Origin of the sequence: Aminobacterium mobile DSM 12262, assembly GCF_000526395.1 — a bacterium.
GTDB classification, from domain to species: Bacteria; Synergistota; Synergistia; order Synergistales; family Aminobacteriaceae; genus Aminobacterium; species Aminobacterium mobile.
Genome location: NZ_JAFZ01000001.1, coordinates 952,320 through 978,747 on the forward strand (window position 1 = coordinate 952,320; position 26,428 = coordinate 978,747).

The 26,428-nt window shown below is 42.6% G+C and carries 19 protein-coding genes, 2 tRNA genes and 1 pseudogene; 20 read left to right on the forward strand and 2 right to left on the reverse strand.

All coding sequences use genetic code 11. The annotated features are described in order from the left end of the window. The first annotated feature begins 99 nt into the window (after nt 1–99). From K360_RS0104600 to K360_RS0104635, 7 genes are all read left to right on the forward strand, one after another. Complete coding sequence (locus K360_RS0104600) at nt 100–558, forward strand: NanQ anomerase/TabA/YiaL family protein (protein ID WP_156923343.1); 459 nt, start codon at nt 100–102, stop codon at nt 556–558. 15 nt (nt 559–573) lie between these two features. Further along, nucleotides 574–2,157 carry a nitrilase-related carbon-nitrogen hydrolase gene (locus K360_RS0104605; RefSeq protein WP_024822011.1) on the forward strand — a complete coding sequence of 528 codons (1,584 nt, stop codon included), beginning with the start codon at nt 574–576 and terminating at the stop codon, nt 2,155–2,157. Continuing rightward, nucleotides 2,150–2,596 carry a tRNA adenosine(34) deaminase TadA gene (gene tadA / locus K360_RS0104610; RefSeq protein WP_024822012.1) on the forward strand — a complete coding sequence of 149 codons (447 nt, stop codon included), beginning with the start codon at nt 2,150–2,152 and terminating at the stop codon, nt 2,594–2,596. Before K360_RS0104605 ends, tadA begins: the two co-directional genes overlap by 8 nt. 232 nt (nt 2,597–2,828) lie before the next feature. Then, nucleotides 2,829–2,921, forward strand: a tRNA-Ser gene (locus K360_RS0104615). Between the two features lie 616 nt (nt 2,922–3,537). Beyond that, nucleotides 3,538–4,749, forward strand: a complete 1,212-nt coding sequence (locus K360_RS0104625; protein WP_024822014.1) for a YkvI family membrane protein — start codon at nt 3,538–3,540, stop codon at nt 4,747–4,749. Next, the gene (locus K360_RS10970) at nt 4,736–5,839 is read left to right on the forward strand and encodes a pyridoxal phosphate-dependent aminotransferase (protein WP_024822015.1); all 1,104 of its coding nucleotides are present in this window, start codon (nt 4,736–4,738) and stop codon (nt 5,837–5,839) included. Before K360_RS0104625 ends, K360_RS10970 begins: the two co-directional genes overlap by 14 nt. 418 nt (nt 5,840–6,257) lie before the next feature. After that, nucleotides 6,258–7,547, forward strand: a complete 1,290-nt coding sequence (locus K360_RS0104635; RefSeq protein WP_024822016.1) for a lactate racemase domain-containing protein — start codon at nt 6,258–6,260, stop codon at nt 7,545–7,547. Between the two features lie 16 nt (nt 7,548–7,563). Here the strand turns inward: K360_RS0104635 and K360_RS0104640 are convergent, their stop codons facing one another. Further along, nucleotides 7,564–8,820 (reverse strand): arginine deiminase, encoded by a 1,257-nt coding sequence (locus tag K360_RS0104640; protein WP_024822017.1) that lies wholly within the window; start codon nt 8,818–8,820, stop codon nt 7,564–7,566. Between the two features lie 458 nt (nt 8,821–9,278). On the opposite strand from K360_RS0104640, the gene K360_RS0104645 reads away from it, so the two are divergent. The 6 genes and pseudogenes from K360_RS0104645 to K360_RS0104675 all read left to right on the forward strand — a co-directional run bounded on the left by K360_RS0104645 (nt 9,279) and on the right by K360_RS0104675 (nt 14,080). Next, complete coding sequence (locus K360_RS0104645; RefSeq protein WP_024822018.1) at nt 9,279–9,734, forward strand: universal stress protein; 456 nt, start codon at nt 9,279–9,281, stop codon at nt 9,732–9,734. Then, nucleotides 9,731–10,087 carry a cupin domain-containing protein gene (locus tag K360_RS10530; RefSeq protein WP_024822019.1) on the forward strand — a complete coding sequence of 119 codons (357 nt, stop codon included), beginning with the start codon at nt 9,731–9,733 and terminating at the stop codon, nt 10,085–10,087. Before K360_RS0104645 ends, K360_RS10530 begins: the two co-directional genes overlap by 4 nt. Before the next feature lie 77 nt (nt 10,088–10,164). Further along, nucleotides 10,165–10,252, forward strand: a tRNA-Ser gene (locus K360_RS0104655). 120 nt (nt 10,253–10,372) lie between these two features. Next, a pseudogene (locus tag K360_RS11515) lies at nt 10,373–10,543 on the forward strand (DUF6538 domain-containing protein); the annotation flags it as partial. Nucleotides 10,544–11,457: 914 nt separating this feature from the next. Further along, nucleotides 11,458–11,778: a site-specific integrase gene (locus K360_RS11350; protein ID WP_156923344.1), complete on the forward strand. Its 321-nt coding sequence runs from the start codon at nt 11,458–11,460 to the stop codon at nt 11,776–11,778. A 556-nt stretch (nt 11,779–12,334) separates the two neighbouring features. Continuing rightward, on the forward strand, nt 12,335–14,080 hold the full coding sequence (locus K360_RS0104675; RefSeq protein ID WP_024822023.1) for a restriction endonuclease: 1,746 nt from the start codon (nt 12,335–12,337) through the stop codon (nt 14,078–14,080). A gap of 257 nt (nt 14,081–14,337) precedes the next feature. Here the strand turns inward: K360_RS0104675 and K360_RS10975 are convergent, their stop codons facing one another. After that, complete coding sequence (locus tag K360_RS10975; RefSeq protein WP_024822024.1) at nt 14,338–15,435, reverse strand: GGDEF domain-containing protein; 1,098 nt, start codon at nt 15,433–15,435, stop codon at nt 14,338–14,340. Nucleotides 15,436–15,707: 272 nt separating this feature from the next. Between K360_RS10975 and K360_RS0104685 the strand changes: the two genes are divergently transcribed. From K360_RS0104685 to K360_RS0104715, 7 genes are all read left to right on the forward strand, one after another. Then, the gene (locus K360_RS0104685) at nt 15,708–16,346 is read left to right on the forward strand and encodes a TetR/AcrR family transcriptional regulator (protein ID WP_024822025.1); all 639 of its coding nucleotides are present in this window, start codon (nt 15,708–15,710) and stop codon (nt 16,344–16,346) included. Next, on the forward strand, nt 16,343–19,438 hold the full coding sequence (locus K360_RS0104690; RefSeq protein ID WP_024822026.1) for an efflux RND transporter permease subunit: 3,096 nt from the start codon (nt 16,343–16,345) through the stop codon (nt 19,436–19,438). The genes K360_RS0104685 and K360_RS0104690 overlap by 4 nt, the downstream gene beginning before the upstream one ends. Further along, entirely contained in the window at nt 19,435–20,763 is a 1,329-nt protein-coding gene (locus K360_RS0104695; RefSeq protein WP_024822027.1) for a TolC family protein, read from the forward strand. Before K360_RS0104690 ends, K360_RS0104695 begins: the two co-directional genes overlap by 4 nt. A gap of 7 nt (nt 20,764–20,770) precedes the next feature. Beyond that, on the forward strand, nt 20,771–21,934 hold the full coding sequence (locus K360_RS0104700; RefSeq protein WP_024822028.1) for an efflux RND transporter periplasmic adaptor subunit: 1,164 nt from the start codon (nt 20,771–20,773) through the stop codon (nt 21,932–21,934). A gap of 89 nt (nt 21,935–22,023) precedes the next feature. Then, entirely contained in the window at nt 22,024–23,805 is a 1,782-nt protein-coding gene (locus K360_RS0104705) for a hypothetical protein (protein WP_024822029.1), read from the forward strand. Between the two features lie 277 nt (nt 23,806–24,082). Continuing rightward, complete coding sequence (locus K360_RS0104710; protein WP_024822030.1) at nt 24,083–25,441, forward strand: aminotransferase family protein; 1,359 nt, start codon at nt 24,083–24,085, stop codon at nt 25,439–25,441. Nucleotides 25,442–25,474: 33 nt separating this feature from the next. Next, nucleotides 25,475–26,428 carry a TAXI family TRAP transporter solute-binding subunit gene (locus K360_RS0104715; protein ID WP_024822031.1) on the forward strand — a complete coding sequence of 318 codons (954 nt, stop codon included), beginning with the start codon at nt 25,475–25,477 and terminating at the stop codon, nt 26,426–26,428.

Sequence of the window (26,428 nt, forward strand, 5' to 3'; positions counted from 1 at the left end):
GTGCGGTCTACACAGCCCAGCAAAGGGGGCCACCTACGCGTTAGAGTACGCTACCATGGTTTGGATTGTATCATTAAATATAACAACGAAGGGAAAGTGGTGAAATTGATATTCGATACTTTGGGGAATGCAAGCACATACTATTGCATGGGGGAGAGGATACGGCGAGCTTTTGAGTTTCTTAAAACCTTTGATCCATCCGCAATGGAGGATGGGAAATATGAAATAGAAGGATCATCTGTTTTTGCTATACTCCAGTCAGCTACTACAAAGCCGAAGGAGGCCCAGGTTTGGGAAGCTCACTGTAAATATATTGATATTCAATGCCTTCTTTCTGGTCAAGAGTGGCTTGGATATGCTCCTCTCGAGAGCATGCATCTTGTCCTTCCCTACGACGAAATCAGAGATTTTGCCCTCTATGATGGACATGAAGGGCTCTACTTCCAGAATTATCCAGGACGTTTCGTTATTTTCTATCCTCAGGACGTCCATAAAGGATGTGTTTCTTGTAGAGAACCTAGCTATATACGAAAGATAGTTATAAAAGTGCAACTGTAGAAAGGGGGAAGGGCTATGTTCCGTGTCGCCTGTGTACAAATGGAGGCAAGGAATGTGAGTCAGTACCTGCAAACAGAGCAAGAAATTTTAGACTCTATTGATACAGTATGCGAAAAGGATGATATAGATCTCATAGTTTTTCCCGAATGCACCTGGCCAGCCTACTATCTGGGGGAAAATCCTGAAGCGGCAGGATTGGCTCATGAAAGAACCCCCCAACTTATGGAGCATATAGGTGAGAAAGCAGCGTTATACGGTGTTTATGTCGCCATGGGGCTGTACCTTTTCCATGGGAGATCGCTTCGTAATGCTGGAGTTTTATGGAACCCACAAGGCCAGATAGCAGGAAGAGTATATAAGTCTAATTTGTGGCATTTTGACTCTAAATATGTTGCTCCAGGAGAAGAATTCCCTGTAATTGAAACGCCTCTAGGAAAGATAGGGCTCATGATTTGTGCTGATGGCCGTGCCCCTGAAATAGCCAGGATACTGTCCTTTAAAGGGGCGGAGGTCATTATAGATATGACGAATCTCGTAACGTCAGGTTCAGATCCGACCGTATTAAATAACCCCCAGATTGAATACATGCTCCCTGTCAGGGCCTATGAAAATGGTGTGTGGATTATTGTATGCGATAAAATTGGTCTGGAAGCATACACCGTTCTGAACACGGGGCGGAGCTGTATCATTAACCCTTATGGTCACATTGTAGCGGAAGCATCTCCTAATCAAGAGGAAGTAATAACAGCAGCTATAGATACGTCTATAACCCCACCTCCTCACCGCCCGTACCCGGAACACCGCTTTTTCTCCAGACTTGGAAGCTCCTTGGAGTCGCTACCTATTTTTTCTTTTACAAAAGAGCTCACGGCTTTTACAGGTCTGCTTTGTTCGGTAGCACAGTTCTCCTGGTACGACGAAGAGCATTATTTTGCCTCAGCGTCTCGAATGATTCGCATTCTTCAGGATCAGGATTCATCCCTTATCCTTTTACCAGATAGCGGAGAGGCAGAGATTTTGGATCGTCTCGTACATTATTTGCAGCCTCTTCTTTCCTCCGGTACAGTTGTATGTCTTTCAGGTAAAACTCGCTTAAATGGAGAAGAGAGGAAAGCCATGGTCGGTTTCTCGAAAAATAATTTTTACGGGCCTGCTTTGTATCAGGATGATCATGATCCCATGGTTTTTCAAACAGAAGCTGGTCGCTTGGGATTCATAGTAGATGACGAAATGTCTCTTCCCGAAAAAGCCCGTTGTCTTATGCTGGAAGGAGCCCAAGTTTTTCTTTGGTCTGATTCCTTCCCAAAAAGAATTTCTCGAAACGTGGCTCAATGTCGCGGAGCTGAAAATAAGGTTTTCCTCATGCGGAATATTGTGGCGGATGAAGATAGCTCCCTTATTATTTCTCCTTCAGGGTCTATACTCGCCGCCGCTCTGCCCGGGAAAGATCAGTGTATTTCTTCATATATTGTGCCTGTGGAGGCCTATAACAAAACAGTTATACCTGGAACGAATGTTGTGACAGGACGCCAGCCGAATTTCTATAAAAACGCATTGAATGCACTTAAAGAAAGGCAGGATAGAGAGATTGATGGATGAAGATTTATTTTTTATGAAGAAAGCCTTGGATGAAGCTAAAGAGGCTATGACGAGGGGAGAAGTTCCGGTAGGGGCCATTGTCGTTAAAGCAGGGAAGATTATAGGGCATGGTGGAAATGTAAAAGATACAGACCCTACGGCTCACGCCGAAATTGTAGCTATTCGTCAGGCAGCTTCTCATCTAGGTGCTTGGAACCTGAAAGGGTGTACACTCTATGTTACTCTTGAACCTTGCCCTATGTGTGCTGGCGCCATGGTGTTAGCCCGAATTGATCGTTTGGTTTATGGAGCTTCGGATCCTCGAACAGGTGCGTGTGGAACTCTTTATAACATTGTACAGGACCAGCGGCTCAACCATCGTTGTGAAATAAGAAAAGGGCTTCTTGCCCAAGAAAGCGCTCGACTTCTCTGGGATTTTTTTGAGAAACGCCGATCTTAGCGCTGCGCCTGAGAGACGATAGATTTTATCTCGAGAGCGCTCACAGAGCGGATATTTGCACAGTTCCTGTATCCCAAATAGCCAAGGGAGTGTATCTGCACAATATTAAGGTTCCTTAATGCGTTTAAAATCTCAAAAAGCGCTATGATATAATTCTTTACGGTTTCCTTACAGGTGTCGGAATCTAGACATCTATAGTTAAAATGGCTATAATGCTCACGTTTGCTTATTCGGAGGGGTGGCCGAGTGGTCGAAGGCGGTCGACTCGAAATCGATTAGGCGGCTCATACCCGTCTCGTGGGTTCAAATCCCACCCTCTCCGCCAGAAAAACGAAGCGGCTCTTGTTATGGTGTTCAGCACCTCTAGATGTTGGATTCCTCGTCCAACTTTCGGGGTGTATTCCATGGCAAGAGCCGCTTTTTCATTAGAGAGTTTGTTTTTTATGATCAAGTCTATAGAGGATGGGAAATATCTTTCTTGCCTGGTAATAAAATACATATAGTAGGTTTTGACAAGATAAGCAAGGCTTATTACTGTTACTTTCCGGAACGTAATAAAATATACATGGCAGATCTTGACGGATATATGGAAAAATGGTAATCTTCCATACCATGAAGAACAGAGAGAAAATTCATGAAATACTAAAGAGCCAGCTGATTGTTCAGCAGGCAACGAATAGAGACGGTTTCTTTTATTTTTATTTTAGCGTGGGTCCCTCTCCTGGGATCGACGCCTAGTTGCGTTGATCTTTTAGGGCGGGGCCCCTTTCCTTACACGGGAGGGGCTCCGCCTTTTTTTATACCTTTAGAGCGAGAAAGAGGTGACGGGTATATAGCTCTTATTAGCACTTTAATAATATAAGATGACCGTACCTGAGACGGCTCCCGGGACAGAATGTAGCTTTTTTAATAAGTTATAACTGAAAAGGATGGTGAGAAAGATGAAAGAGGATGCCCAGAAGGGAACTATCCTTTCGCAACTTCTTGATATCACGCAGGTTAAATGGTTTAGCCGATGGCTCATGATTGGTTTTTTATGTCAATCTGTGCTTATTGGCGGAGGTTATGCTACGGGACGAGAACTCGTCGAGTTTTTTATGATGCATGGACTGTTACAGGGATTATATGGTATGGCAGTTTCCACATTCTGCTTTGCCCTTATAGGTATCCTGACTTTTGATTACGCTCGTCAATTTCATCTTTATAACTATCGCAGCTTTTTCCAAAGCTTGCTTCCAGGTTCTAGTTGGCTTGTTTTTGAAGTTGGTTATATTTTCCTTGTGGTGCTTGTAGGTGGTATTTTGTCTTCTGCTGCAGGCACTATTCTTCAACAGTGGTTTGGCGTTTCTTATTGGGTAGGGGTAACGATTCTTCTTGTGGGGACTTCTGCGCTTCTTTTCGCTGGTGGAAAAGCGATTTCCACTATTCTTTCATATTGGTCTTTCTATCTCTATGCAGTAATGTTTATTTTTCTCGCTGTTGCAATTCGTCATTTTGGAATGGACGGGGTCTTTGGAAATATGCTTCGAAATCACGACATTACAGAAAACACCAATTGGGTTATGGGAGGCATAAAATATACACTTTATAACATGGTGTCTTTTTTGCTTGTCCTTTATGCGTTGAAAGATACAATTAAAACGAGGCGCGATGCTGTTATAAATGGCATTGTTTCGTCCATCGTAATGATGATTCCTGCCAGTATTGAGTATCTAGCTATGGTTCCTGCCTATCCTTCAATTTTACAGGATCCGGTTCCTGTCTTCAGCATCCTCAAAAATGATCTTGGTGGAGGCGTTCTTCTTTCTGCCTATGTATTAATGCTTTTCGGAACGAGCATAGAAACAATTACAGGCTTCGTACATGGCCTCAACGAGCGTATCAATTCGGTCTATCAGGAGAAAGGTCGGGAAATGTCTCCTCGAACGAGAGGCCTTGTGGGTTTTTTCGTATTAGTTGTATGTTTTATCAGTGCTAAGGTTGGGCTCGTGGCACTTATTGCGCGTGGATATTCCTTTATGGCCTGGTACTTTCTTTTTGTTATGGTTTTGCCTCTGGTGACAGTTGGTCTTATGCGTTTGAGAGGAAAAGAAATAGCACCTGTATCTATTTCCCAAAACCTAGAGGAGGTGAAGGTTCATGTGGAGCCCTAAAGTTCGGCATCATTTAAGAGATTTTGAACGTGGAAGCTACATTCATGAAGACGGAGTGCATTCTATAAAATTGAATTGCAATGGTCTTGAATCGACGTTGCCACACGCTCCTGAAGTTGAAGCGTTTATCCGTGGCTACGATTGGATAACAAACATGTGGGAAACGGGGGATACTTCGTATAAAGCTTTGTCAGAAGAAATTTGTCGCTACTGGAAAGAGTATGCAGATATCAAAGAAGAGCAGGTAAAAATTGGTTGCGGATCAATGCAAGTTCTGGAAAGAATCAATAAAATCTTTCTTGATGAAAGCGCGACTGTTTTAGGGTATACGCCGCAGTTCGTTGAATATATTACAGAGGTTCGAGTGTCTGGGGCTCGTTTTGAAGCTGTTCCGATGAAACGAGAAGAGAACTTCCTTTTCCACGTGAACTCTTTACTTGATGCACTAAAAAAGGAACAGACCTTACTTTACATAGATAACCCTAATAATCCGACGGGGCAGCTTATTCCTCTTGATCAAATAGAAGCACTTGTAGCTCGAGCTCGTGACCTTGGGGTTGTGGTGGTAGTCGACGAAGCCTATGGAGATTATGCTCCTAAAGATGCTTCAGCCATGCAACTTATATCAAAATATAAAAATCTCATTGTAACCAGAACCCTTACAAAAGGCTTCCATTTTGCAGGAACTCGTGTCGGTTATGGAGTTTTTAGTGAGGACCTCTGGAAATACTACGATAAAGTGAACCTCCCTTTCCCTGTCTCTTCTGTAAGCACCCTTTTAGCGAGGGAAGCCTTGCGAGGTGGAGCTGTCTTGGAGCAAGTCCGAAAGTTGGTAGGAGAGGAGAAGGTGAAGCTGATTGCAGGACTTAAAGAGAGAGGATATTCTGTGGCAAACACGTATAATCATTGCCCCATATTGCTCGTGTCTCTGAATTCCCCCTGCATACATCTGGCTTCCTCTCTCGCTATGAAAGGAATTGGTGTACGATCAGGGGAAGATTATCCCAATTTGGGGAAAAACTATGTACGAATAGCAACGCCGTCAAAGGCCTCAGACTTCTTTGAATGTCTTGATAGAGGGAATCACTAATGTCACTAATATAACAATGTTCTGTTCAACTATCTTTAATTTGATAGAAGTTTCTTTCTGTTTTGTCCTTTACAAAAACTCGAAGCTTTGATAACATCGCGAACCAATACAATGTAAATACAAATCTACACAAAGAGGAGGGACCATATGTAAAATGTTGATGCTAATTGTATTTCTTCTACACGTCGGTCCTACCCTCAAGTGGTAGCGTAATAACTCTATAAGTAGAGCGGCCGAGACCTTGTATAGGGTTTCGGCTTTTTTATATCTGAATATCCAAAGCAGGTAAAGCGTTCCAGAACACGATAGGAGGTGACCATTGTTCCAAATCCTGGATGAGCTATAGGCGACATAACATATACGCAGCGCTGGACTTACTTTATACATATCTTGCTTTTCAGCATAAGGAGGATTTTAAATGTATTCATACGCCATGAATTATGGGAAGAAAAGTGTGGAATTTTCTATTCCCTCCAACAATCTACTCGGAGTAATAGATAGCGAATCACTTGCCTCAGAGGGCTCCGAAGAGGAAATTATACGTCGTGCCCTCGAAAATCCTATTGGCTCACCCCGATTGGGAGAACTGGTAAAACCTGGCGATTCAGTATGCATAATAGTGTCAGATATAACCAGGGCGTGGCAGCGAATGTGGGTCTATTTGCCTTTTATAGTTGATGAACTGAACAAAGCAGGGATACGAGACGAAGATATTCTCTTTCTAAGTGCTACGGGAACTCATAGAGAACAAACGCCTGAAGAGCATAGCCAGCTTTTGGGGGAAGAATTGTCAAAAAGATTTACTGTAGTGGATCATAAATGTCTTGCACATGAAGACATGGTTTATATTGGGACTACATCCTACGGTACGCCTGTTAAAGTCAATAAAAAAGCTCTTGAATGTGACCACATTGTTATAACGGGAGCTATCGGGTATCACTTTATGGCGGGATGGGGAGGTGGCCGTAAAGGAATTTTGCCGGGTATTTCTTCCTATGAAACTGTCATGTCGAACCATGCTCGAGTTTTAGATCCTGAACCTGGGAAGGGGCGCAACATGGACTGTCGGCCTGGGAATTTTGAGAATAACTACATACATTTGGATATGCTGGAAGCAGCAGAGATGGTGAAGCCCACTTTCTTGTTCAATGTTATACCAGGAAACGACGGGAAAATAGCTTTTGCCATAGCTGGAGATTGGAAACAAGCTTTTTATGAGGGAACCAAAATCGTTGATCGGAAAGATGGCGTCATTATTCCAGAGCTAGGTGAGCTTGTTATTGCCACAGCAGGAGGCTACCCGAAAGACATTAACTTCTATCAATCATCAAAAGTGATTGTTAACGCTATGGAAGCGGCTCCCCACGGTGGCTCGCTTGTCATATTAAGTGCTTGTAATGAAGGGTATGGCAACGATGAAGTCCAATATATGCTTCAACAATTCCCGAACACAGTAGAGCGGGAAAAAGAGATACGCCGCGAGTTTACGATCGCTAAATATATAGGGTACATAGTTGGATATGTGGCAGAGAACTGGGATTTCTATTTAGTCACAGAAATGTCCCCTGACGATTTCAAGGGAACGGGCATTACGGTAGTGAAAAACCTCGATGAGGCCTTAAAGATGGTTTACCAAAAAAAGGGGACTCAGCTGAAAACATGGCTTATGCCCCATGGTGCTAATACATTACCTAAACTAAAAAAATAGGAGGGCGAAAGCCCTCCTAAATATTATCGCGCCAGAGGGGCATAGTGGAACATCGAGGTCCGCCGCCGCCTTTAACAAGTTCGTCGGCCTCAATAGTAACCACATCAATACCGCCTTTTTCCAGAGCTTTTATTGTGGCCACATTGCGATCCCAAATACAGAGTTTCCCTGGCTCTAAATTGAAAGTGTTCCCTCCTGACCCCGCTCTTTGCTCTGCAAATGCAATGGCTTCACTTTCGTCTCCACCTACTTTTATAATTCGCAAAGAGTCTAACTTCAGCACTTTCTTAATAGCCCCAAAGAGGGAATTTTCTCTCTTAATCCGAAGGCGTCCCTGCTTCCCCCGGGTAATATGAAGCACAGTGAGCTTCTTTTCTATGTAGGGGAAGAAAAGAAATGCATCGTGATCGATCATGTTCAGGAACATATCCACGTGTACAGAAAGCCCAATAGAATCGGTAGAGCTGAGCCGCGGATTTTCGAACATAAGTGCTAGAACATCTGTAATCTCGCCATTTTGCATTGTCCTTTGGGCAATTTTTTCTATAGAAGCCGGATGGGTACGTTCATTGATGCCGATAATAAAAACGTTTCGGCTATAGCAGTGAATATTCCCACCCTCCACAGGTGTAGTATCTCCTTGGTCTTCTCCATACCATACTTTATAATCGAGATCTTTAAAATCTGGATGATTCCTAAGAATAGATCGAATGCAATAGGGCTCCTTAATGCGATCCCGATTGAACATTTTACAGAAAACGACGCCATCCCCCAGCACGGCAGCAGAATCTCGGGAATAAAGGATATTTGACATAGGGAATAGGCTCCACATGTGTGTTCCCATATCCACGAGATCTACAAGAGAAACTTCGTGAGTCGCCTTATTCAGTTCTTCTTTTGTCATTCCAAAGAAAAGTTGATCTACTAGCTTTGCGGGAGGAAGGCTCAACAAATATTCTTGCAGTACACTCATCGTTTGCTGCGTTATAAAAGATTGTTCGGTTTTAACTATCTGAGCAATGAGGTCTTTTTTCACGGCTGGGATAGCAAGAACATCTCGAAGCAAATCCTCGAAAAGGTAAACTTTGGCTCCAAAGCGTTCTACTACTTCTACCCACTTCTGATGCTCTTCTGCGGCTTTATGAGGACTTGGTACAGAATCCCAGGCCAAAGATCCTATATTAAGAGGGGTACATCGTTCAATGCCCTTACCGGGAGATTGCATCATCACCGCTCTGAGCTTTCCAATTTCTGAATTCACTTGAATTTTCATCCGAGATATCTCCATCCCTTCCTGTAGTCAAAAAATAATCCGGGGAAAGACTATCACCCTTTGCCTTTTTCAGCAATCTGAATTTTGGGTCTAACAAATTATTTTTTTATTCTCTTTCTTCTTAGACATAATACGAATAAAACATGTGTATGAAATAATGTCCTCCATCTGCTAATCGGAAGAAACGAGCGGTCTCTCTGCCCCAAGAAGAAGCTTACAGCCAATTGCGCGTTTCCACCAGTCGGAAACGAACGGTACCTCTGTCTCACGAAGAAGCTTACAGTAAATAACATATCAGTAAGATTCCTTGCAGCATCATGTCCCCCATCTCCTCAATAAAAGGAGGTCTTTGTAGTGAGATTCTTTATAACAGTGCGCATAAAGTTTAGGTATACTTAATTGCAAAATTGAATATATTTGATCTATAATAAAGTCACACGAAGGGAGGGGATGAGAGTATGAAAAAAGCGTTAGTAGCAATTGACCAGAGTCAGAATAGTCAGCTCCTCATTAGTTATGCCTTTCGTTTTGCAGAGAAAAACAGTATTGAGCGTTTAGATTTTATTCACGTGTTAACCCGTATAGACCTTACGATACCTGGATATGTTGATTATCCACCTCACTATAATGAAGAATCCATACGGCAATCTTTTTTGAACATGATAGAAAAAGGGTTAAGAGACGCTGGAGTTTCAGCAACGCCTTTTGAATTTGTTCTCACTACAGGCACTCCGTACGAAGAGATTTTAAAAATGGCAGAAAAGAATAAATATGAACTTATTCTTATCGGCCATAGAGGATTGAGCAACCTGGAGCGCTTCTTTATTGGAAGCGTTGCCGCCAAAGTTGTACGTCACGCACCATGCACAATTCTAGTACATCTGCCAAAAAGTGAAGAGGCGCCTAAAACATGATCATTCGATCAAGCCAAATAGAGGGGCTTGAAAGCCATCCTTTATTTGGAGTCCTCGAAGGAGTGGAAAGCCGCTCTATTCATCCAGATGATTTCTACGAGGAGAGTATGTTTCATGAAATAAGCTGGGTGGAAATGGAACCTGGCGCATCTATTCCTATCCATGAACACGAAGGATGCGAAGAGGTAAAAATTATTGTGTATGGTATTGGCATGTACACGGAAGGGAGACAGAAAGAAAGAATAGGTGCAGGAGATGTAATTTTGACAGAGCGAGGTCTAGAGCATTCTCTTGAGAACATAGGAAGCTACCCCTTAGTTTATATAGCCATTACGTCCCGTTGTAATAAATAAGACTTTTATGGGTTTTTCTTAAGAAAGGGGTGGCAAAAATCTAGGGAAGTTGTTATAATACCCAGCGTTGCTGGTAAGGAGAAGTGGCCGAGTGGTCGAAGGCGGGCGCTTGGAGAGCGTCTGAACCGAGAGGTTCCGTGAGTTCGAATCTCACCTTCTCCGCCATTTGATATCTCGTCCCTCGCTATTACAGCGTAGGGACATTTTTTTACCCTCATATGTCTTACTGAAGGCAAACTAGTACAAAGTGCTAGTACAAGGAGGCCGGAAGTCTTCACTTTATCTGTGGGTAAATCTCCTTCATATCTGGTTTTACAAGGTCAAATATACTATTCCCGTATGTCCATTCCCCTTGGTCTAAGAAAGACATTCGGTAAAACTGAAATACGCTATTCTTTAAGAACAGGCTATCTGCGTGAGGCTAGAGCAAGGTCAAGGGTATTGGCTGTGCGGGTGCATAAACTTATGAATTTAGTACACAAAGGGGCAGAGCCAATGTCCGAACTTACTGCAGAACAGATTAAAGAACTAGCTGATACTTGGATGAAAGAAGGACTTGAAGAGGACGAACTAGACAGGGCGTTAGCTCCTAGGCCAATGACAGTGGAAGAATAGGAAGTAGAGGACGAAGCCCTCTTTATTCTTCCATCAAATTTTAAGGAATATTTAGTCTTGAATGATTATACAAGGGTTAGATATCTTGTGGATAATTTGTTGGAAGATAGGGGGATAAAGCTCGACCGTGATTCTGTTTCCTATAAGGTTTTATGCAGGGAATTGCTCAAGGCGCTACCTAAATGGTTTAAGGTTCTTGAAGATAGAAAGTACGGTATTTATGATACAGACCCTGTTTTACAAGTACATAAGTACATAAGTACATAAGTACATAAGTACATAAGTACAAATACATAATAGTATCCCCTCACCCACAGCATTCAAAGCCTTCTCCCTGTCAGACGCAATAGATAAATATGTTGATGAAAAGGTGAGAGCAGGGGAATGGTCTAAGTCTTCTCTCAAAGATATGACCCCTGACCTGAAACTCTTTCTTGAGTTAGTAGGCGATATTGACACCTCTTTCATAACCAAGGATCACGTAAGGCAATTCAGAGAGATAGTCATGAAACTACCAAAGCATTACAAGAGTAAAAAGTGTTATAAAAACTTATCCTTGGTTGAAATAACCTTTCTAGATATTCCCAAAGATAAATTGCAATCTACAAACACTGTCAATAACAGGTTGGTAAAGCTTGGTTGTTTTCTTATATGGTTGGGCTCTATGGATTACAACAATGTATCTGGTTTAAGTGAACCACTGAAAAAACTGAGGTCCAAGGATAAGAAATCTGACAAAGTGCCCTTTGCTAAAGATGATCTGCAAAAACTTTTTACGGGTAGGGAGAATAGAAGAGCTTTGTCAACTCCATGTTGATGATGTAAGGGTTGTGGATAGTGTATGGGGTATCGATATTAATAATCAGGGGGAAAAACTTGTAAAGACCCTAGCAGGAATAAGGCTAGCCTCTCTTCATCCCGTTCTTGTGGAGCTGCGTAGGTTTCCATCCTTTGTGGCAAAGGTCAAAGCTGAGGGGAACAAGCGAGTGTTTCCTGAGTTAAAGACTGTGAAAAAAACAGGAAGGTGTTCAGATCGTGCATCCTCGTGGTTTAATCGCAGGCAGAGTCTCCTATAGGAAAGTTTTTAGCCTTCCCAGTCTTGGCTTCTCTAAGTACGATCCTATCCTTAATCCTTCCCTTTGAATCTCTTACGTTCTCTACCTTGAGGGACAGAAGGTCTGACACCCTCAGTCCTGAGTTAATGCCAAGGGTGAACAGGGCTTAGTCTCTTAGGTTTTTTGCTTTGAGTAACCTCTTCATCTTGTCTATTTTTTCCTGTTTTTTATTGGTTGAACAAATTCCATGCTAATCCCCCTTATGAAAGTAACAAAGAATGCATTGAAAATATATTAAGTTACATTTAAAGTCAACGCTAAAAAATACATCTTAAGTTGAATTGCTCTTAAGCCTTGTTAATGCTTAATTGGGGGGGCTTTTTCGAATGTAACAAAATAACATTGTGTTTTATTCGCTAAATACTGCCTCTCAAAATGTTTGCTGTATGTTCTGTTGTGTTATGATTAAATAGCTTGTCCATTATTAGCTTAAACTAACCAACTCATTGAGCAAGCGAATTACTCTCTACACGGTCTAATGATTTATCAAGGATTTTAGATGAAAGGGGAGCTTTCAATGAGTCAATTTGTTAAACTGCCAAGGAAATATGATCAAGTTGTGAATGTGGATGATCAATTTTCTGTAACGCGTCTTTTTGATTCTCGCTGTGACTATTGCTATAAGCTTTCTCACGATGGTCTAAATAAAATCAAATTAATCAAAAGTAACGATCCTTATGATCTTGAGATAAAACTTGGTAATCTAACGAATCAATGGATGGATCAATGGGAAAAATTGCAAGAACGTGAAGAGAAGCGAAAAAACAGGGAAAATGAAAAGCAACTGAAGGAAGAGAAACAACGGATTGCAGTTGAAAAAAGTGAAGAAGCGAGTAAAAGGCTTAATGAGATACAAGCTCTTCTAGTTAGTGGGGTTGAAAATACCACTGTCGTTGATTGGGAAAAAGCCAAGAAAACTGAAAACTATCACCTTCCTAAACCTGCTCCTCCTAAGAAACCATCATTTCCAATAGAACCTAAAAGGACTGACTTAAAATACAATCCTAAAATTGGTTTCTTTGGTTCTATCTTTGGAGGGAAAAAAGCCAAGGAAGAAGAAGCATCGCAAAACTTTATAAAGGACGTTAATGAATGGAAAGGCAAGGTCAATGAGCTTAGAACTAAGCATGAAGAAAAGACAGCAACCTATCAAATACAAATACAACAATGGGAAAAAGGTAGAGATGAATTTGTGCAAGAGGTAAGAGCTTTTAATTTGTATCTTGATGGAATGCAAGAAAAGTATAGGGTTGTTACTAAAGATGGAGTTGAGTTTCAAGCAAAGCTAGTTCTAGAAGATTCATCTTATCCAGAGAGTTTTCCGAAAAACTTCGATATTGAATATACTCCTGATAATAAGGTTCTTGTCATTGATTATCAACTCCCCAGTCCAGAAGATCTTCCTCGGCTCAAAGAAGTAAAATACATAGCTTCCAGAGATGAATATCAGGAGAAGTTTATTACAGACTCGGCAAGCAAAAAGCTTTACGATGATGCCATATATCAAGTATGTCTTCGGACTATCTATGAATTATTCAAGAATGATCAGATTGATGCATTGTGTGCCGTTGCATTTAATGGGATTGTTGAATCTATCGATCCTGCTACAGGACAGGATATCAGAGCATGTATCTTAAGTGTACTTGTGGAAAAAGAAGAGTTTTCAGATATTAACCTAACCAAGATAAATCCTAAACAGTGTTTCAAGAAGCTAAAAGGGGTGGGCAGTTCTGCTCTTCATAGTTTAACTCCTATTGCTCCTGTTATTGAGCTTAATCGTAAAGATAGTCGTTTTATTGATGCTTATGGAGTAGTTGAAGGAGTTAGTCCCGATACAAACCTTGCTCTGATGAATTGGCAAGATTTTGAGCATTTAATCAGAGAGGTCTTTGAAAAGGAGTTTTCTGGAAATGGTGGAGAGGTAAAAGTTACCCAAGGGAGTAGAGATGGGGGAGTAGATGCAATAGCTTTTGACCCAGATCCTATCAGGGGCGGTAAAATCATCATTCAAGCTAAAAGATATACTAATACAGTAGGTGTATCTGCGGTGAGGGATCTTTATGGAACTGTAATGAATGAAGGGGCCACAAAGGGTATACTAATCTCAACTTCTGATTATGGTCCAGATGCCTATGAGTTTGCCCAGGGAAAGCCTATAACGCTACTAAATGGTTCAAACCTCCTCCACTTACTTGAAAAACATGGACATCAGGCTAGGATTAATCTGAAGGAAGCAAAACAGATATTAAGTATGGAGCAATAAATGGGGGGAAATATTTTCTCCAATGTCCTTGAGTTGTCTTAGTGGACTTCAACTGATACAATTCGCTACGACAAACAAAAAAGTAAGACATAGATAGCATCAGGGCTTGGGAGTTTTTGGCAAGCGAATTTTCGAATCTCACCTTCTCCGCCATGAATATACAAGGTTGCCTCATAAGGGCAACCTTTTTTGTTCTTGCCAAGCAGCAACAATCTTTTCTTTAAGATAATGCATTCTCAAGTCAATATATTCCAACGTTACCACGATATTTGGTCTTTCCCTAAATTCTTCGCATTGTAAAGAAGAATATCTGCTTTATGTATAAATGCCTCAAGGGTATCTTCATCATTAAATTTTACGATCCCCCCACTGACGGAAATAGACGTATAGGATCCTTGGCTGTCTGGTGTCACTAAGGCCTGGCGAAATCTTTCTGCGGCAATGACGGCATCTTCCACCTCTGTCTCTGGAAATATAACAAGAAATTCATCTCCTCCATATCTCCCAATGAGATCGGTATCTCGAAAGGTTTCCATCATCTGCTGTGCTACGTAAATAAGAATAGCGTCACCTTCTTGATGACCATGAGTGTCGTTAACATTTTTGAAACCATCGAGGTCAAAGAGCCCGATGGAGAGGGGGGTTTTATACCGCTTAGTACGCCGTATTTCTTCTTCCAGCCGCGTGCAGATGTAATTGTGATTGAAAAGGCCAGTCATTCCATCTTTTATAGAAAGATCTCTCAGTGCTTCCATTTGTTCTTCAATGGTTTTACTATTTATGAACGCCGTAATTTTCTGGTTATACGTAAGCCTGGAAATGAAAAAGGCGAGGCAGAGGGCCGCCGTTGAATTGACAACGTGGTCCTGAAGAAGTAGGTAGTGGGAATGTATATGAAGAAGAGTGTAAGTAAAGAAAAGATGCGAACCAATAAATATGAACAGTGACGGTAAAAAGGGGATATAGAAAAAGGAAGCAAGGCTAAACATTACAATAATGTATTCAGAAATAGCGCCTGTGTAGTATTGGTTCATAATGCTGAGAAAAGATGCATAGATAAGAATAGCGAAAAGGAAAAAGCATCCAAACACATTTCCTCCACGAGGCATAAAATCCATCTTCCTTTTATTTAGGTATATTAAAAGCGGAATGATTCCAAGAGCTGCAAGAAAAAGAGTGATGTAAAAAGGGAAGTAACGAGTTAATTTAGCTTTTAAAACATACCCAAAGGCCATGCTTTCTACAAAAAGTCCTATAGAACTAAAAACAAGGGAGTGATGGATATTTTGACTCCAGAGAAAGTGTTCGAATTCTTTCCCCTTCATTCTTAAATCGACTTCACGTATAAAATTCATATTCGACCTCGTTGGCGCGAATATCCGAAACCTCACCAGTTTCTGATTCCGCTTATAGAATTCATATCCTGTGCTCTCCATATAAAATATGAAATATATTGTTATTTCCTTAATATTATTCTACACGATTATTTAAAGAAAGCCTACAGAATGAAGGTACATTCATTTACGTGTTTTCCCCCTTGACCGCTTAATAAAATCCTTTATAATGGCTCAAGTTGACTATCAAGTCATTTTTTGGGCCTCAGAGTCAAATGTATTGGGGGAATTTAATGTCTCGACTTCATTCTAAGAAAAAGGCAGTAGTAGGAGAATTAATGCGTGACCTCTTATACAGATCTGCGCGAAAAGTTTTAGAAGATTACGGTTGGAAAGGCACGACTATGGATAGGGTAGCCCAGCAGGCTGGCGTTGCCAAAGGAACTGTCTATAACTACTTTAAAAATAAGCGCGAGCTTATGGCTTTTGTGCTAGACAAGAATGTAGAACCTCTAAACCAGAAAGTGGCTTCTATAATAGACGATTCGCCGTCAAGTATGAAAGAAGCACTAGCTGATATTATACAAACCGTCTTAAACGGCATGAAACAAAATCGTAAAATAAATTCAGCAATGATATTGGCTTTTCATGAGGATGTAGAGCTCCGCCGCAGCTATAACCCAGAAGAGCATCCGCTTCAGTTTATACGAAATGGTGTTCGTCAAATTATTGCGGAGGGAATTTCTAGCGGCGAGTTTCGCGTCGTTAATCCAATCCTTGCTGAAGCCATGATCCATTCCCTTATTACTGGCCTCTCGCGACAAACGGCTTTTGGCTATCTCGATATAACAGAAAAAAATATGGACAACGATATTGTTTCTATTATTTTAGATGGATTAGCAGCTCCAATTATTAGAGGAGGAAGCCTATGAAAGTTACCGATATTTCTTTACGAAGACCTGTCACTGTTTTAATTGGAACCTTTGCTCTTATTTTCTTTGGTCTTTTGGCCATGAGAAATATGGGAATGGAGCGAATACCAGACGTAGATTTTCCATTAGTCGTAGTTTCTACCACAATGGAAGGCGCTAGCCCTACCGTTATGGATAATGACGTAACAGATGTGTTGGAGGAACAGCTCAACACCATTTCTGGGATAGAGAGTATTCGTTCTAGCAGCTATGAAGGGCGTTCTCTCGTAATAGTGGAATTCGAGCTTGGTCGAGACATAGATGCGGCAGCGGCAGATGTTCGGGATAAAGTAAATTTGGCCATTGCTGATTTGCCGGTAGAAGCTGACACTCCCATTGTTCAGAAGTTTTCGGCTGCCGATAGTCCGGTTATCACTTTAGGTGTTGTAGGGACAGCCCCTTATCGGGTCATGTCTCACTATGCTGATAAAGTTGTAAAAGAGCGGCTCCAGGCCGTTAATGGAGTAGGAAATGTAGACACTATCGGCCTGCGAAATAGGGAGATACGTGTGTGGCTAAATCCAGCACTTCTTGAGGCCCGAAATTTAACGGTGCAAGATGTTCGGGACGCCATTAAAGATAAGCACGTAGAACTCCCTGCCGGGCGTCTTGAATCTGACCGCCGAGAACTCAGCATCAGGCTTGAAGGAGAATATGGTTCTGTTGAAGAACTCAAGAGCCTCCCTATTGTTTCTCGGGATGGCGCCGTTATACGCCTTCAAGACGTGGCAAAGGTAGAAGATGGCTTCGAAGACATCCGGTCTGTGGCTACCTATAATGGAGAGCCGGTCATCCTTCTCGATATTTTGAAGCAACGTGGAGCTAACGAAGTTTCATTGGCTGATGATGTAATGAAGCAACTCGACGGTCTAAAGAATTTGGCTCCAGAAGGTGTAAAACTTCTGGTACTTTCAGACACTTCTGACTTCGTTCGAAAATCGATGACTGGTGTAGGGTGGGATATGCTTGCCGGAATTGGGCTTTGTTCTTTGATCATGCTTTTTTTCCTTCAAACATTCCGAGCGACCTTCGTAACGGTAGTAACGATCCCTGTCTGTCTTTTAGGGAGCTTGATCGTATTGCGAGGTTTGGGAATAACCATTAACAACTTGAGCATGATGGGCCTTTCTCTGGCGGTAGGTATGGTTGTTGACGCAACTACAGTGGTTCTTGAGAATATCCATCGTCACATGGAACAAGGAAAGACGGCATTTCTGGCAGCATCTGAAGGCACAAGCGAAGTAGGTTTCTCCGTTATAGCTGGGGCTGCAACTACAGTATGTGTTTTTGCTCCAGTAGCATCTATGGGTGGAATTATCGGGCGATTTTTCTACGCCTTTGGAATGACAGTTGTTATGACGATCATTATTTCTCTGGTTCTTTCTGTCACTTTATCTCCTTTCCTTTGCTCTCGAATCCTGAAGAGAGACAACCCAGGGAGAATAGCTTCTAAAATCGAGAATTTTCTTAGAGAGATGGAGAACTCTTATAAGAAGGCATTGCATGTCTGTCTGCGTCATCGCTTTCTCGTTCTCGGAGCGGCGAGCGTTTTCTTTATAGTAGGTCTTGTCGTCGCCAGCAGACTAGGGACGGGCTTTTTCCCTAACGAGGACCGGGGAGACTTTACCATTAGCTTTGAGCTCCCAGCAGGGACGTCACTTGAAGAGTCGAAACAATTCCTTCTCGAGCTAGGAGAATCTGTTCGTTTATACCCTGAGGTAGCTTACACCTACGGTACCATCGGTTCTGGAATGGGGAAGGAAGTAAATAAAGGTGCGCTGAATGTAACCCTCATTCCTCGCAAACAGCGAGTTCCTTCGAAGGCTATTATGGGACAGATGAGAAAACAGTTTTCTTCGTACAAAGATGCGGAACTTACCTTTGGAACGTGGGGCTCCGACATTACTTTGACTCTTGTTGGGCAAGACACGGAGCAGCTTTCCCGTATAGGAGAAGCGATGAAAAAGGATCTTGAGAAAGATAATCGTTTAGCTGACATTACCACAGACGTACGTCTCGATAGCCCTCGAATAAATGTGAGCATTAATCGTGGACTGGCCGATGAAATGGATATTAACGTACGAGACCTTTCTCAAGATATTCAGGCGTATTTTGGTGGAGTCAAGGCTGGAGTTTTCAAAGACGGCGGATATCGATATGACATTAGAGTGAAGGCCGAAGAAGGATATCGTCGAAGTTTGGCAGATATAGAAAGTCTTACTTTCAAAGATGGGAGCAAAAAATTAGTGAAGGCCCCTGGACTCATTAAAGTAGAGGAAGGGCGCGGACCAACTCTGGTAAAACGCTATAATCGACAGCGCTCCCTTACTGTAAGTGCCAATACTGCCGGGATATCTTCAGGAGAAGGAATGGCTCTTGTTATGAATGCCTTTGAGCAGAATGCTCCGGTAGATGGCAGTGTACGACTTATACCAACTGGCTCATCGAAACATATGCAAGAGAACTTCAGAGAACTCTTAATGGCCCTAGCTATTGCTATCGTTCTGGTCTATATGGTTATGGCTGTCCAGTTTGAATCGTTCCTCTATCCTTTAATGGTCATGTTCTCGTTACCTCTTGCGACATCAGGTGTATTTTTTATTTTGTTGTTAACAGGAATGGAAATAGATATGATGAGCATGATGGGTATTATCCTTCTTGTTGGAATAGTTGTTAACAACGCTATTATCCTGGTGGACTTCGCCAACCAGCGTCGCGCAGCAGGATATGACGGGCTTACTGCTATGGAAGAATCAGCTCCCCTTCGGTTACGGCCTATATTAATGACGGCCCTATCCACAGTTATCGCAGCTGTTCCTATAGCGTTGGGGCTGAGCGAAGGCGGCGAAATTCGACAGCCCATGTCTACTGCTGTTATTGGTGGAATGCTGACCTCGACTTTCTTGACCCTCTTCGTTATCCCTGCGGTTTACGTTATTCTTGGAGATGTGAAGGAGAAAGTAAAAGTGTTGTTTTTTCGCGTCAGAGGAAGAGAAAAAACAGTAGTTCAGGCTGGCAATCCTGGTACGAGTATGGGCGGAGGGGAAAAATGAGGAGAATAAGAAAAAGCATATACAGTGTTGTTGTTTTATGTGGAGTGCTCTTGGGCTGTGCGGGAACATATTCCAGCGCTCTTGCTTCTGATGAAAAGCCTTTAACTCTCAAAATGGCACTGGAACTGGCAGAAGAGAGAAACCTGGATATCCTTTCTGCCAGAGAAGAACTTGTTCGAGCCAAGGGGAAGATAGTTGAAGCTGATGCAGAAGGTCTTCCCACCTTCAATGCTGGAGCCAGCTATACACGCCGTGAGGCAGGGAAAGAAGACATCCTTGAAGAAGATGTTTATAGTGCTGGCGTGACCCTCACCCAGCCTCTTTACAAAGGGGGACAAATCAGGGCGGGGAAGCGGCAAGCCTCCTATGGCCTTTTACAAGCTGAAAACTTTTACAAGGAAACCAGAGAACAGATAGCTCTTGATGTTTATAATCGTTTCTATGCTGTTTTGCTGGAAAAAGAGAATGTAGCTACTGCTGAAGACGCGTTAGCTTTTGCAGAAAAATATCTGGAAGAAGTTAAGAAAAAACGGGTACTGGGCCTGGCTACGGGGCTTGAAATTACCCGCGCTGAGAAACAACTTGCAGAAAATAGATCGGCATTGATTCGGGCAACGAATAACCTTAAAACTGCCCACCTCGATCTTTTTGAACTATTGAATCTCGCTCCTGACGCTTCGTATATGGTACAGGGGAAAATAGCGTATGTTCCTATAGATGGAGGAGATCCGGCTCTCTCTTTAGCGAAGGCGCTTGAACTCCGCCCAGAATTGTTAAGAGCTAAAAACCTGGTTAAGGAGCGGGAGCAGTCGGTAGAGATAGCTAAAAGTGGACTAAGGCCTTCTGTATCTGTATCAGGATCGTATCGTTACGATGATCCGAACCAGACAGGATACGATAAAAAAGATACGTGGCTCGCTCGCCTAAATGTTGATATTCCCATCATAGATAGCGGTACCACCCATGGGCGAGTGGTTCAGCAAACAGCCTTGTTGGAACAGGCAAAAAGAGGGGTAGAAAAAAAAGAAGAGGCTATTCGAACAGAAGTACAGTCTGTATATTTAGATTTAGATACGGCTGCTCAAGTTTTAAAAGAGGCTAAAGTGAATTTTGATTTGGCAAAAGAGACCCTTCGTCTTGCGGAAGTTGGATATAGGGAGGGCGTGGGTATTCAGCTTGATGTTTTAAATGCCCGGGCCTCGTTAACCCAAGCTATGCAGGAACACTCTGCAGCTCTTCGAAACTATGCGTATACAGTTGTCCGTCTCAAAAAGGCGGAAGGGATTTTAGTAGACGAACCAGTTCTTTCTTCCATAGAGGAGTGATGGCGTAGTGAAATTCAAAAAGAAAATTATTATTCCTTTCATCTTTATAGTCGCTGTACTTGCATGGCTTATCTGGGGGCCGTTAAAAGATAAACCTGAAGCTTCACAGAGCGTTCCTTCTCATCTTCCAGAAGTGGCCAAAGTTGTTGCTGTCCCTGTAAAGGAAATGCCACTGCTACGCCAAGGGTTTGAGGAGACATGTTCTATTGAAGCTATAGAGCGTGTTACTCTCTACCCTAAAGTAACGGGGCGTCTTGAGGAGCTCCGAGCCCATCAGGGCGATAAAGTTCAGAAAGGGCACGTCATAGCCGTTCTGGATCATCGTGACATAGATGCCCAAATTGCGTCATTAAAGGCGGGAATTGTTGTGTCTGAAGCTCAGGTAGCGGAAGCGCGAGCAGCTCTTAACAACGCGAAGGTAGAGTGGGAACGCTATCAGCGCCTCGTTAAAGAGGGGTATGCAACGCAACAGCAACTAGACAACAAAGAGACCGCCTATCTTCAGGCTGAAGCTCGCTCTCAACTGGCGAAGGCTTCGGTAGATCAGACACGGGCGCAGCTTCAAAACTTGGAAGTTTCCTTGTCTGAGTACTCCATAAAGGCCTCTATTAATGGGATTGTATTGAACGATTACGCTCATACGGTAGGCACAATGATGACACCCTCTACTGCCGTTGCCGAGATTGCGAATGTAGATACTCTTAAGGCTGTGGTTCGGGTTCCTGAATCGAGAGCTTTTTCTCTCTCTAAAGGCATGGTGGGCCTTATAAAAGCAGATGGGCTTGGAGATGGGGTTTTTGAGGGTAAAATAGCACGAATGAGCCCTTTCGTAAAAGAGGACACTCGCACGGTTCAGGTTGAGTTCTTTATTGATAACAGAAAAAGCGGTTATCAATTACGTCCAGGAATGTTTGCGAGGGTTTTCATGGTTCAAGAGGAGCGGCCTGAAGCCCTTGTTGTTCCTCCAGAAGCTCTTTTTACGAATAGTGAAAGTCCATCTGTCCTCTTAGTTGAGGATGGGAAAGTTAAACATACACCAGTCTCTTTGGGGTTAAAAACTGACACGGCGGTACAGATTACGGAGGGAGTAAAAGAAGGAGATCTCGTTATTATCTCTGGTGGAAATCACCTTCAGACAGGGAACCCGGTAGAAGTTTCCGTCCGGGAATAACCACACTTCTTGTCATACGCGCGTTCTTTGCTATACGTATAGGTTTCTTCTCCCTGGAGAGGGCTTCTACCTTTTCAGGGAGTTTTTTTATGGTAATGTATATAAATCATGATTCTATTGGAGGCAAAAAATATACAATGAAGCGCATTTTTGCAATATGTATTTTATGTACTCTTGCGTTCGGCTGGATAGCTGTTCCCCCTTCAAGAGCAGAAGTGACCCTCCATGAGGAGAAAAAATATGACCCTATGGAAGTGGTGCAAGCCCTGAATTACTGCACATATTCGTTAAGTAAAATAGTTTCGTACAACGACAAGGTAGTACTTACCTTCGAGTATGACAATATCATTAATAATCTCAATCTCAATGCTATTCCTGATGAGGAAATTGTTAAACTTCTTGCGAAGTTAATGGACACATTGAAAGATGAGATTATCTCTGATCGGAAAAGAGAACGCCTGCAGAGAAGTTACCAAAAGAAGATGGAGCGCACTTTTTTTAATCTGTTAGCAGGGGTAAAAGTCTCTCCCTCTGATGTGGTTTCAGCGGCAGTAACCGCGGTCTCTTCTATGGGCTCCATGTATGTCAACTACCAACGGCAGCTTGAAGAATACAAGACAGAAAATGAACTTATGATCGAGTCGCTTGATGACGAAAAACTCAACTCTCTCAACGTCATTCGCAAAGATCTTCTAACGGCCTCCTGGTCTATTATCAAGAAGTACAATCTTGACGATCACTATCGTCTAACTGAAAAACAAATTAATGAATTTGTAGAGAGCGTAAAGGCAGGGAACTCTGATATTCAGCACCGTAGGTTAGAGCGTCTGCTTCGCGATAACACGGCTTTTGAAGCATTTCCTCCTTTTTGGTATCACTTTGCTCTCTCTAAGCAAAATGATGCCGATTTTGTGCACTCATGCCTCGATAAATTTCTATCGACACATCGTCCCATTTTCCGTAAAGATCCTCTGTGGGCGAGTGTATTAATGGAAAAAATTCGCCTCAATGGAACCCGTGACCATCAACAAGTTCTTTCGGACCTTGAAGAAATTATTCGACAGTCACACAATGCAGACTGGCAAAATTTCCTGTTTGCAGGTGTAACTTACGCTCAGCTCGATAAGATGGACGAGGCAAAAGATTGTTTGCAGAGAAATATAGATAACGGATACGAAGTCTCCCTTAATAGCAGAATTCTTGCGGAAACCTTGTATGAAGGGGGAGCACAAAGTGAGTTTGAAAATATTTTGAAAAAAGCTATTACTGATAATCGGATAAGCAATAGTGATAAGCTCTACCTTATCGGACGCTGTAAAAACGTAACGTACCTGAATCGTTTCCGCGAGGAGATTGGCGAAATTCGCTTGATTGCCATGAATGAAGCGGGAGTTACTGAAATTATGAACCCGACATATTTGCTTACAATCCCAATTAAATGGCTTATAGAAGATGCCCCCTTCGATGTGCGGCTCTTCAACGAAACCATCGATCGCTCCCATCACTTCGAGTCTTTAGATGATAAAGATTTAGTGGTAAGCGAGAAAAAAAAGAGGGTAGCCATTAAATTTCCAGAACCTGACCACACTGTGGCTCGTAAACCTGAAAAGGTTTTATCTGTAAATATACGGCACCCTATGATCGATATGACCCTCTGCTATGCGCTGGAAAAGAAAGATATTGGTAGGGCGGCTAAAACAACTTTGGAAGCCTTTATTCCTTTCTACTCTGAAGTTTTAGGAACGTACCGCCTCACAGAAGTTCTCTTTATGGGGGATCGATATATTTTTACTCAAAAGGGATTTACTCTGGAACAGGGTGACGGAACGCAAAACAAAACAACGCAGGAGAAAGGAACTCAAAACCAGTAGACATCCCTTCCAATCGGAATAATAAAGATGATGACCAACAGAGCTGTTTTTTAGAGCAGCTCTGTTTTTTGTTGCAATTGACAAAAGAGATTGAAGATTCTATTATTGATGAAGGAAAAACTTCATAAAAATAGAATATAAGTAGCGTATACTTCTTTTTGTGCACAACGAAATTATTCTTCAGCTTTCTCTCCGTTTTTCCACTTTAAGGCTTTTTCTCTGTAAGTTCCGGCCAGGTTGTTACAGAGAGAGTATGTTGTCAAAACACAGAGAGGGGATGATTTGTGTGCCGGAATATGGAGCTATGATTCCTCGTAGTTATAAGACGGCTTTAAAAAAGGCGGTCAGGGGGGAAGGAATTTATATTTTTGATGAAGATAAGAAGCCCTATATTGACGGTTGTAGCGGGGCCTTACTTTCCAGTGTGGGGCATGGGAACAGAGAGATAGCTGATGCTATCTATAAACAGCTTACGACTCTTGAATTTGCTCACCCTTCGCGATGGTATAACGAAGCAACTATGGAAGCGTCAAAAGAAGTGGCATCGATGTCCCCAGAGGAACTGAACTACGTATGGCTTGTAAGTGGCGGGAGCGAGGCCATAGAATCGGCTCTCAAGCTGGCCAGACAGTACTTTGTAGAACGAGATGGGGTTAGTTCCGCTAAATATGTAATGATTGCGCGATGGAACTCCTATCATGGAAGCACGATTGGTACCATGGGCTTAGCCGGCAGTATGGCTCGGCGGCGAACCTTTTATCCTCTCTATCAAGATTATCCTAAAATAGCTTCTCATTATTGTTATCGTTGTCCCTTCGGATTATCGTATCCTTCCTGCGATATTCGTTGTGCCTATGATCTCGAACATGAAATTCGGAAAATCGGTGCTCAATATATTGCTGCCTTTGTAGCTGAACCGATTGTTGGTTCTACTGTTGGAGGACTCCACCCACCTAAGGAATATTGGCCGATAGTACGGGATATTTGCTCAAAATATGATGTGCTTCTCATTGCTGATGAAATCATGACAGGCATTGGGCGGACAGGGAAAAACTTTTGTTTGAACCATTGGAACGTTGTGCCCGATATGATTTGTTCAGCAAAAGCTCTGTCTGGTGGCTATTCTCCAGTAGGTGCTCTCATCGTGAAGGATGAAATTATTGAAACTCTAAAGGAAGGTAGCGGAGCTTTTCAGCATGGTCACACGTATAACGCAAATCCAGTAACTGCCGCAGCTGTTACGGCAACTCTCCGATTAATCAAACGAGAAGGATTGGTAGAAAATGCTTATATTCAAGGAGAGAGACTTGGTAAAAAACTACAGAGCCTCTACGAGATACCTATTGTAGGTGATGTTCGGGGAATGGGGCTCATGAGGGGTATTGAAATAGTAGCGGATCCTGCCACTCGCCAAGCCTTCCCATCTCCAGTCAATGCTGCAGGTGTGGTAACAAACGAATGCTTAAAGCAAGGGCTTGTTGTTTACCCCGGTCGAGGACAAATAGATGGCATAGAGGGAGATCAGTTTTTAGTAGCGCCTCCCTTAATAGTAACAGAGCAAGATGTAGACGAAATCTTTACTCGTTTAGAGAAAGGGCTGAGGGCAGCGAGAGACATATTGCTGCCTAGACAATAAGAGTAGGGTAACTCGCAAAAGGAGGGTCTAAGTATGAAGAAAAAATGGATAGCCCTGATAGCGGTTCTAGCTCTCATTGCTTTGGGCGCTACAGCAGCAGCCGTAACCTTTATCACCATAGGGTCTGGTGGGGTTGGCGGAACCTACTATCCCTTGGGTGGAGCTATGGCAGAGATACTCACCAAAGCGGATATTGGCGTGAAAGCTACTTCGCGCTCAACAGCTGCCTCGAAAGAAAATTGTCGTCTTGTAGCATCTGGAAAAGCCCAGATAGGAATGTCTATGGGGTCTACTTTGTACCAAGCTTATACAGGTACCGAAGCCTTTGAACAAGATGGAAAACTGCCGTTGAGAATTCTTATGCATATGTACCCTGCCCCCCAGCATCTTGTAACTACAACAAAAACAGGCATTAAATCTTTTGGAGATATTAAAGGTAAAAAGGTGTCTGTGGGAGCCCCTGGCGGAGGAGATCAAATATTAAGCAATATTATCCTTAATGCTGCTGGAATTGATCCGGATAAAGACATTCAAAAACAGCAACTTACACAGCCTGAGGGCGTTATGGCTCTGAAAGATGGCAATATAGACGCCGTATTTTGGAACTTTGCAGCTCCAGGGTCGGCAGTACTGGAGGTAGCGGCTGTTCGGGATATAGTATTGATTCCTCTCCCTCAAGATGTAGTGAATAACATCGTGGAGAAAAATCCATTCCTCTTCTCGTACAACATAGCGAAAGGGACATATCCAGGTATTGACGAAGACATCCTCACTGTCGCCGATGGCAACTTTCTTGTTGTGCGCGAAGATATGCCAGAAGAGCTTGGATATAACCTCGTAAAAACAATTATTGAAAAAGCGAAAGCTTTTATGGATGTAACCCAGCAGGCATCTCATTTTGTCCCCAAAGAAGCGAGTGTAGGAATAATCCCCTTTACGTCAGGATCCATTAAATATTTTAAAGAACAAGGCATAGATATGAAATAA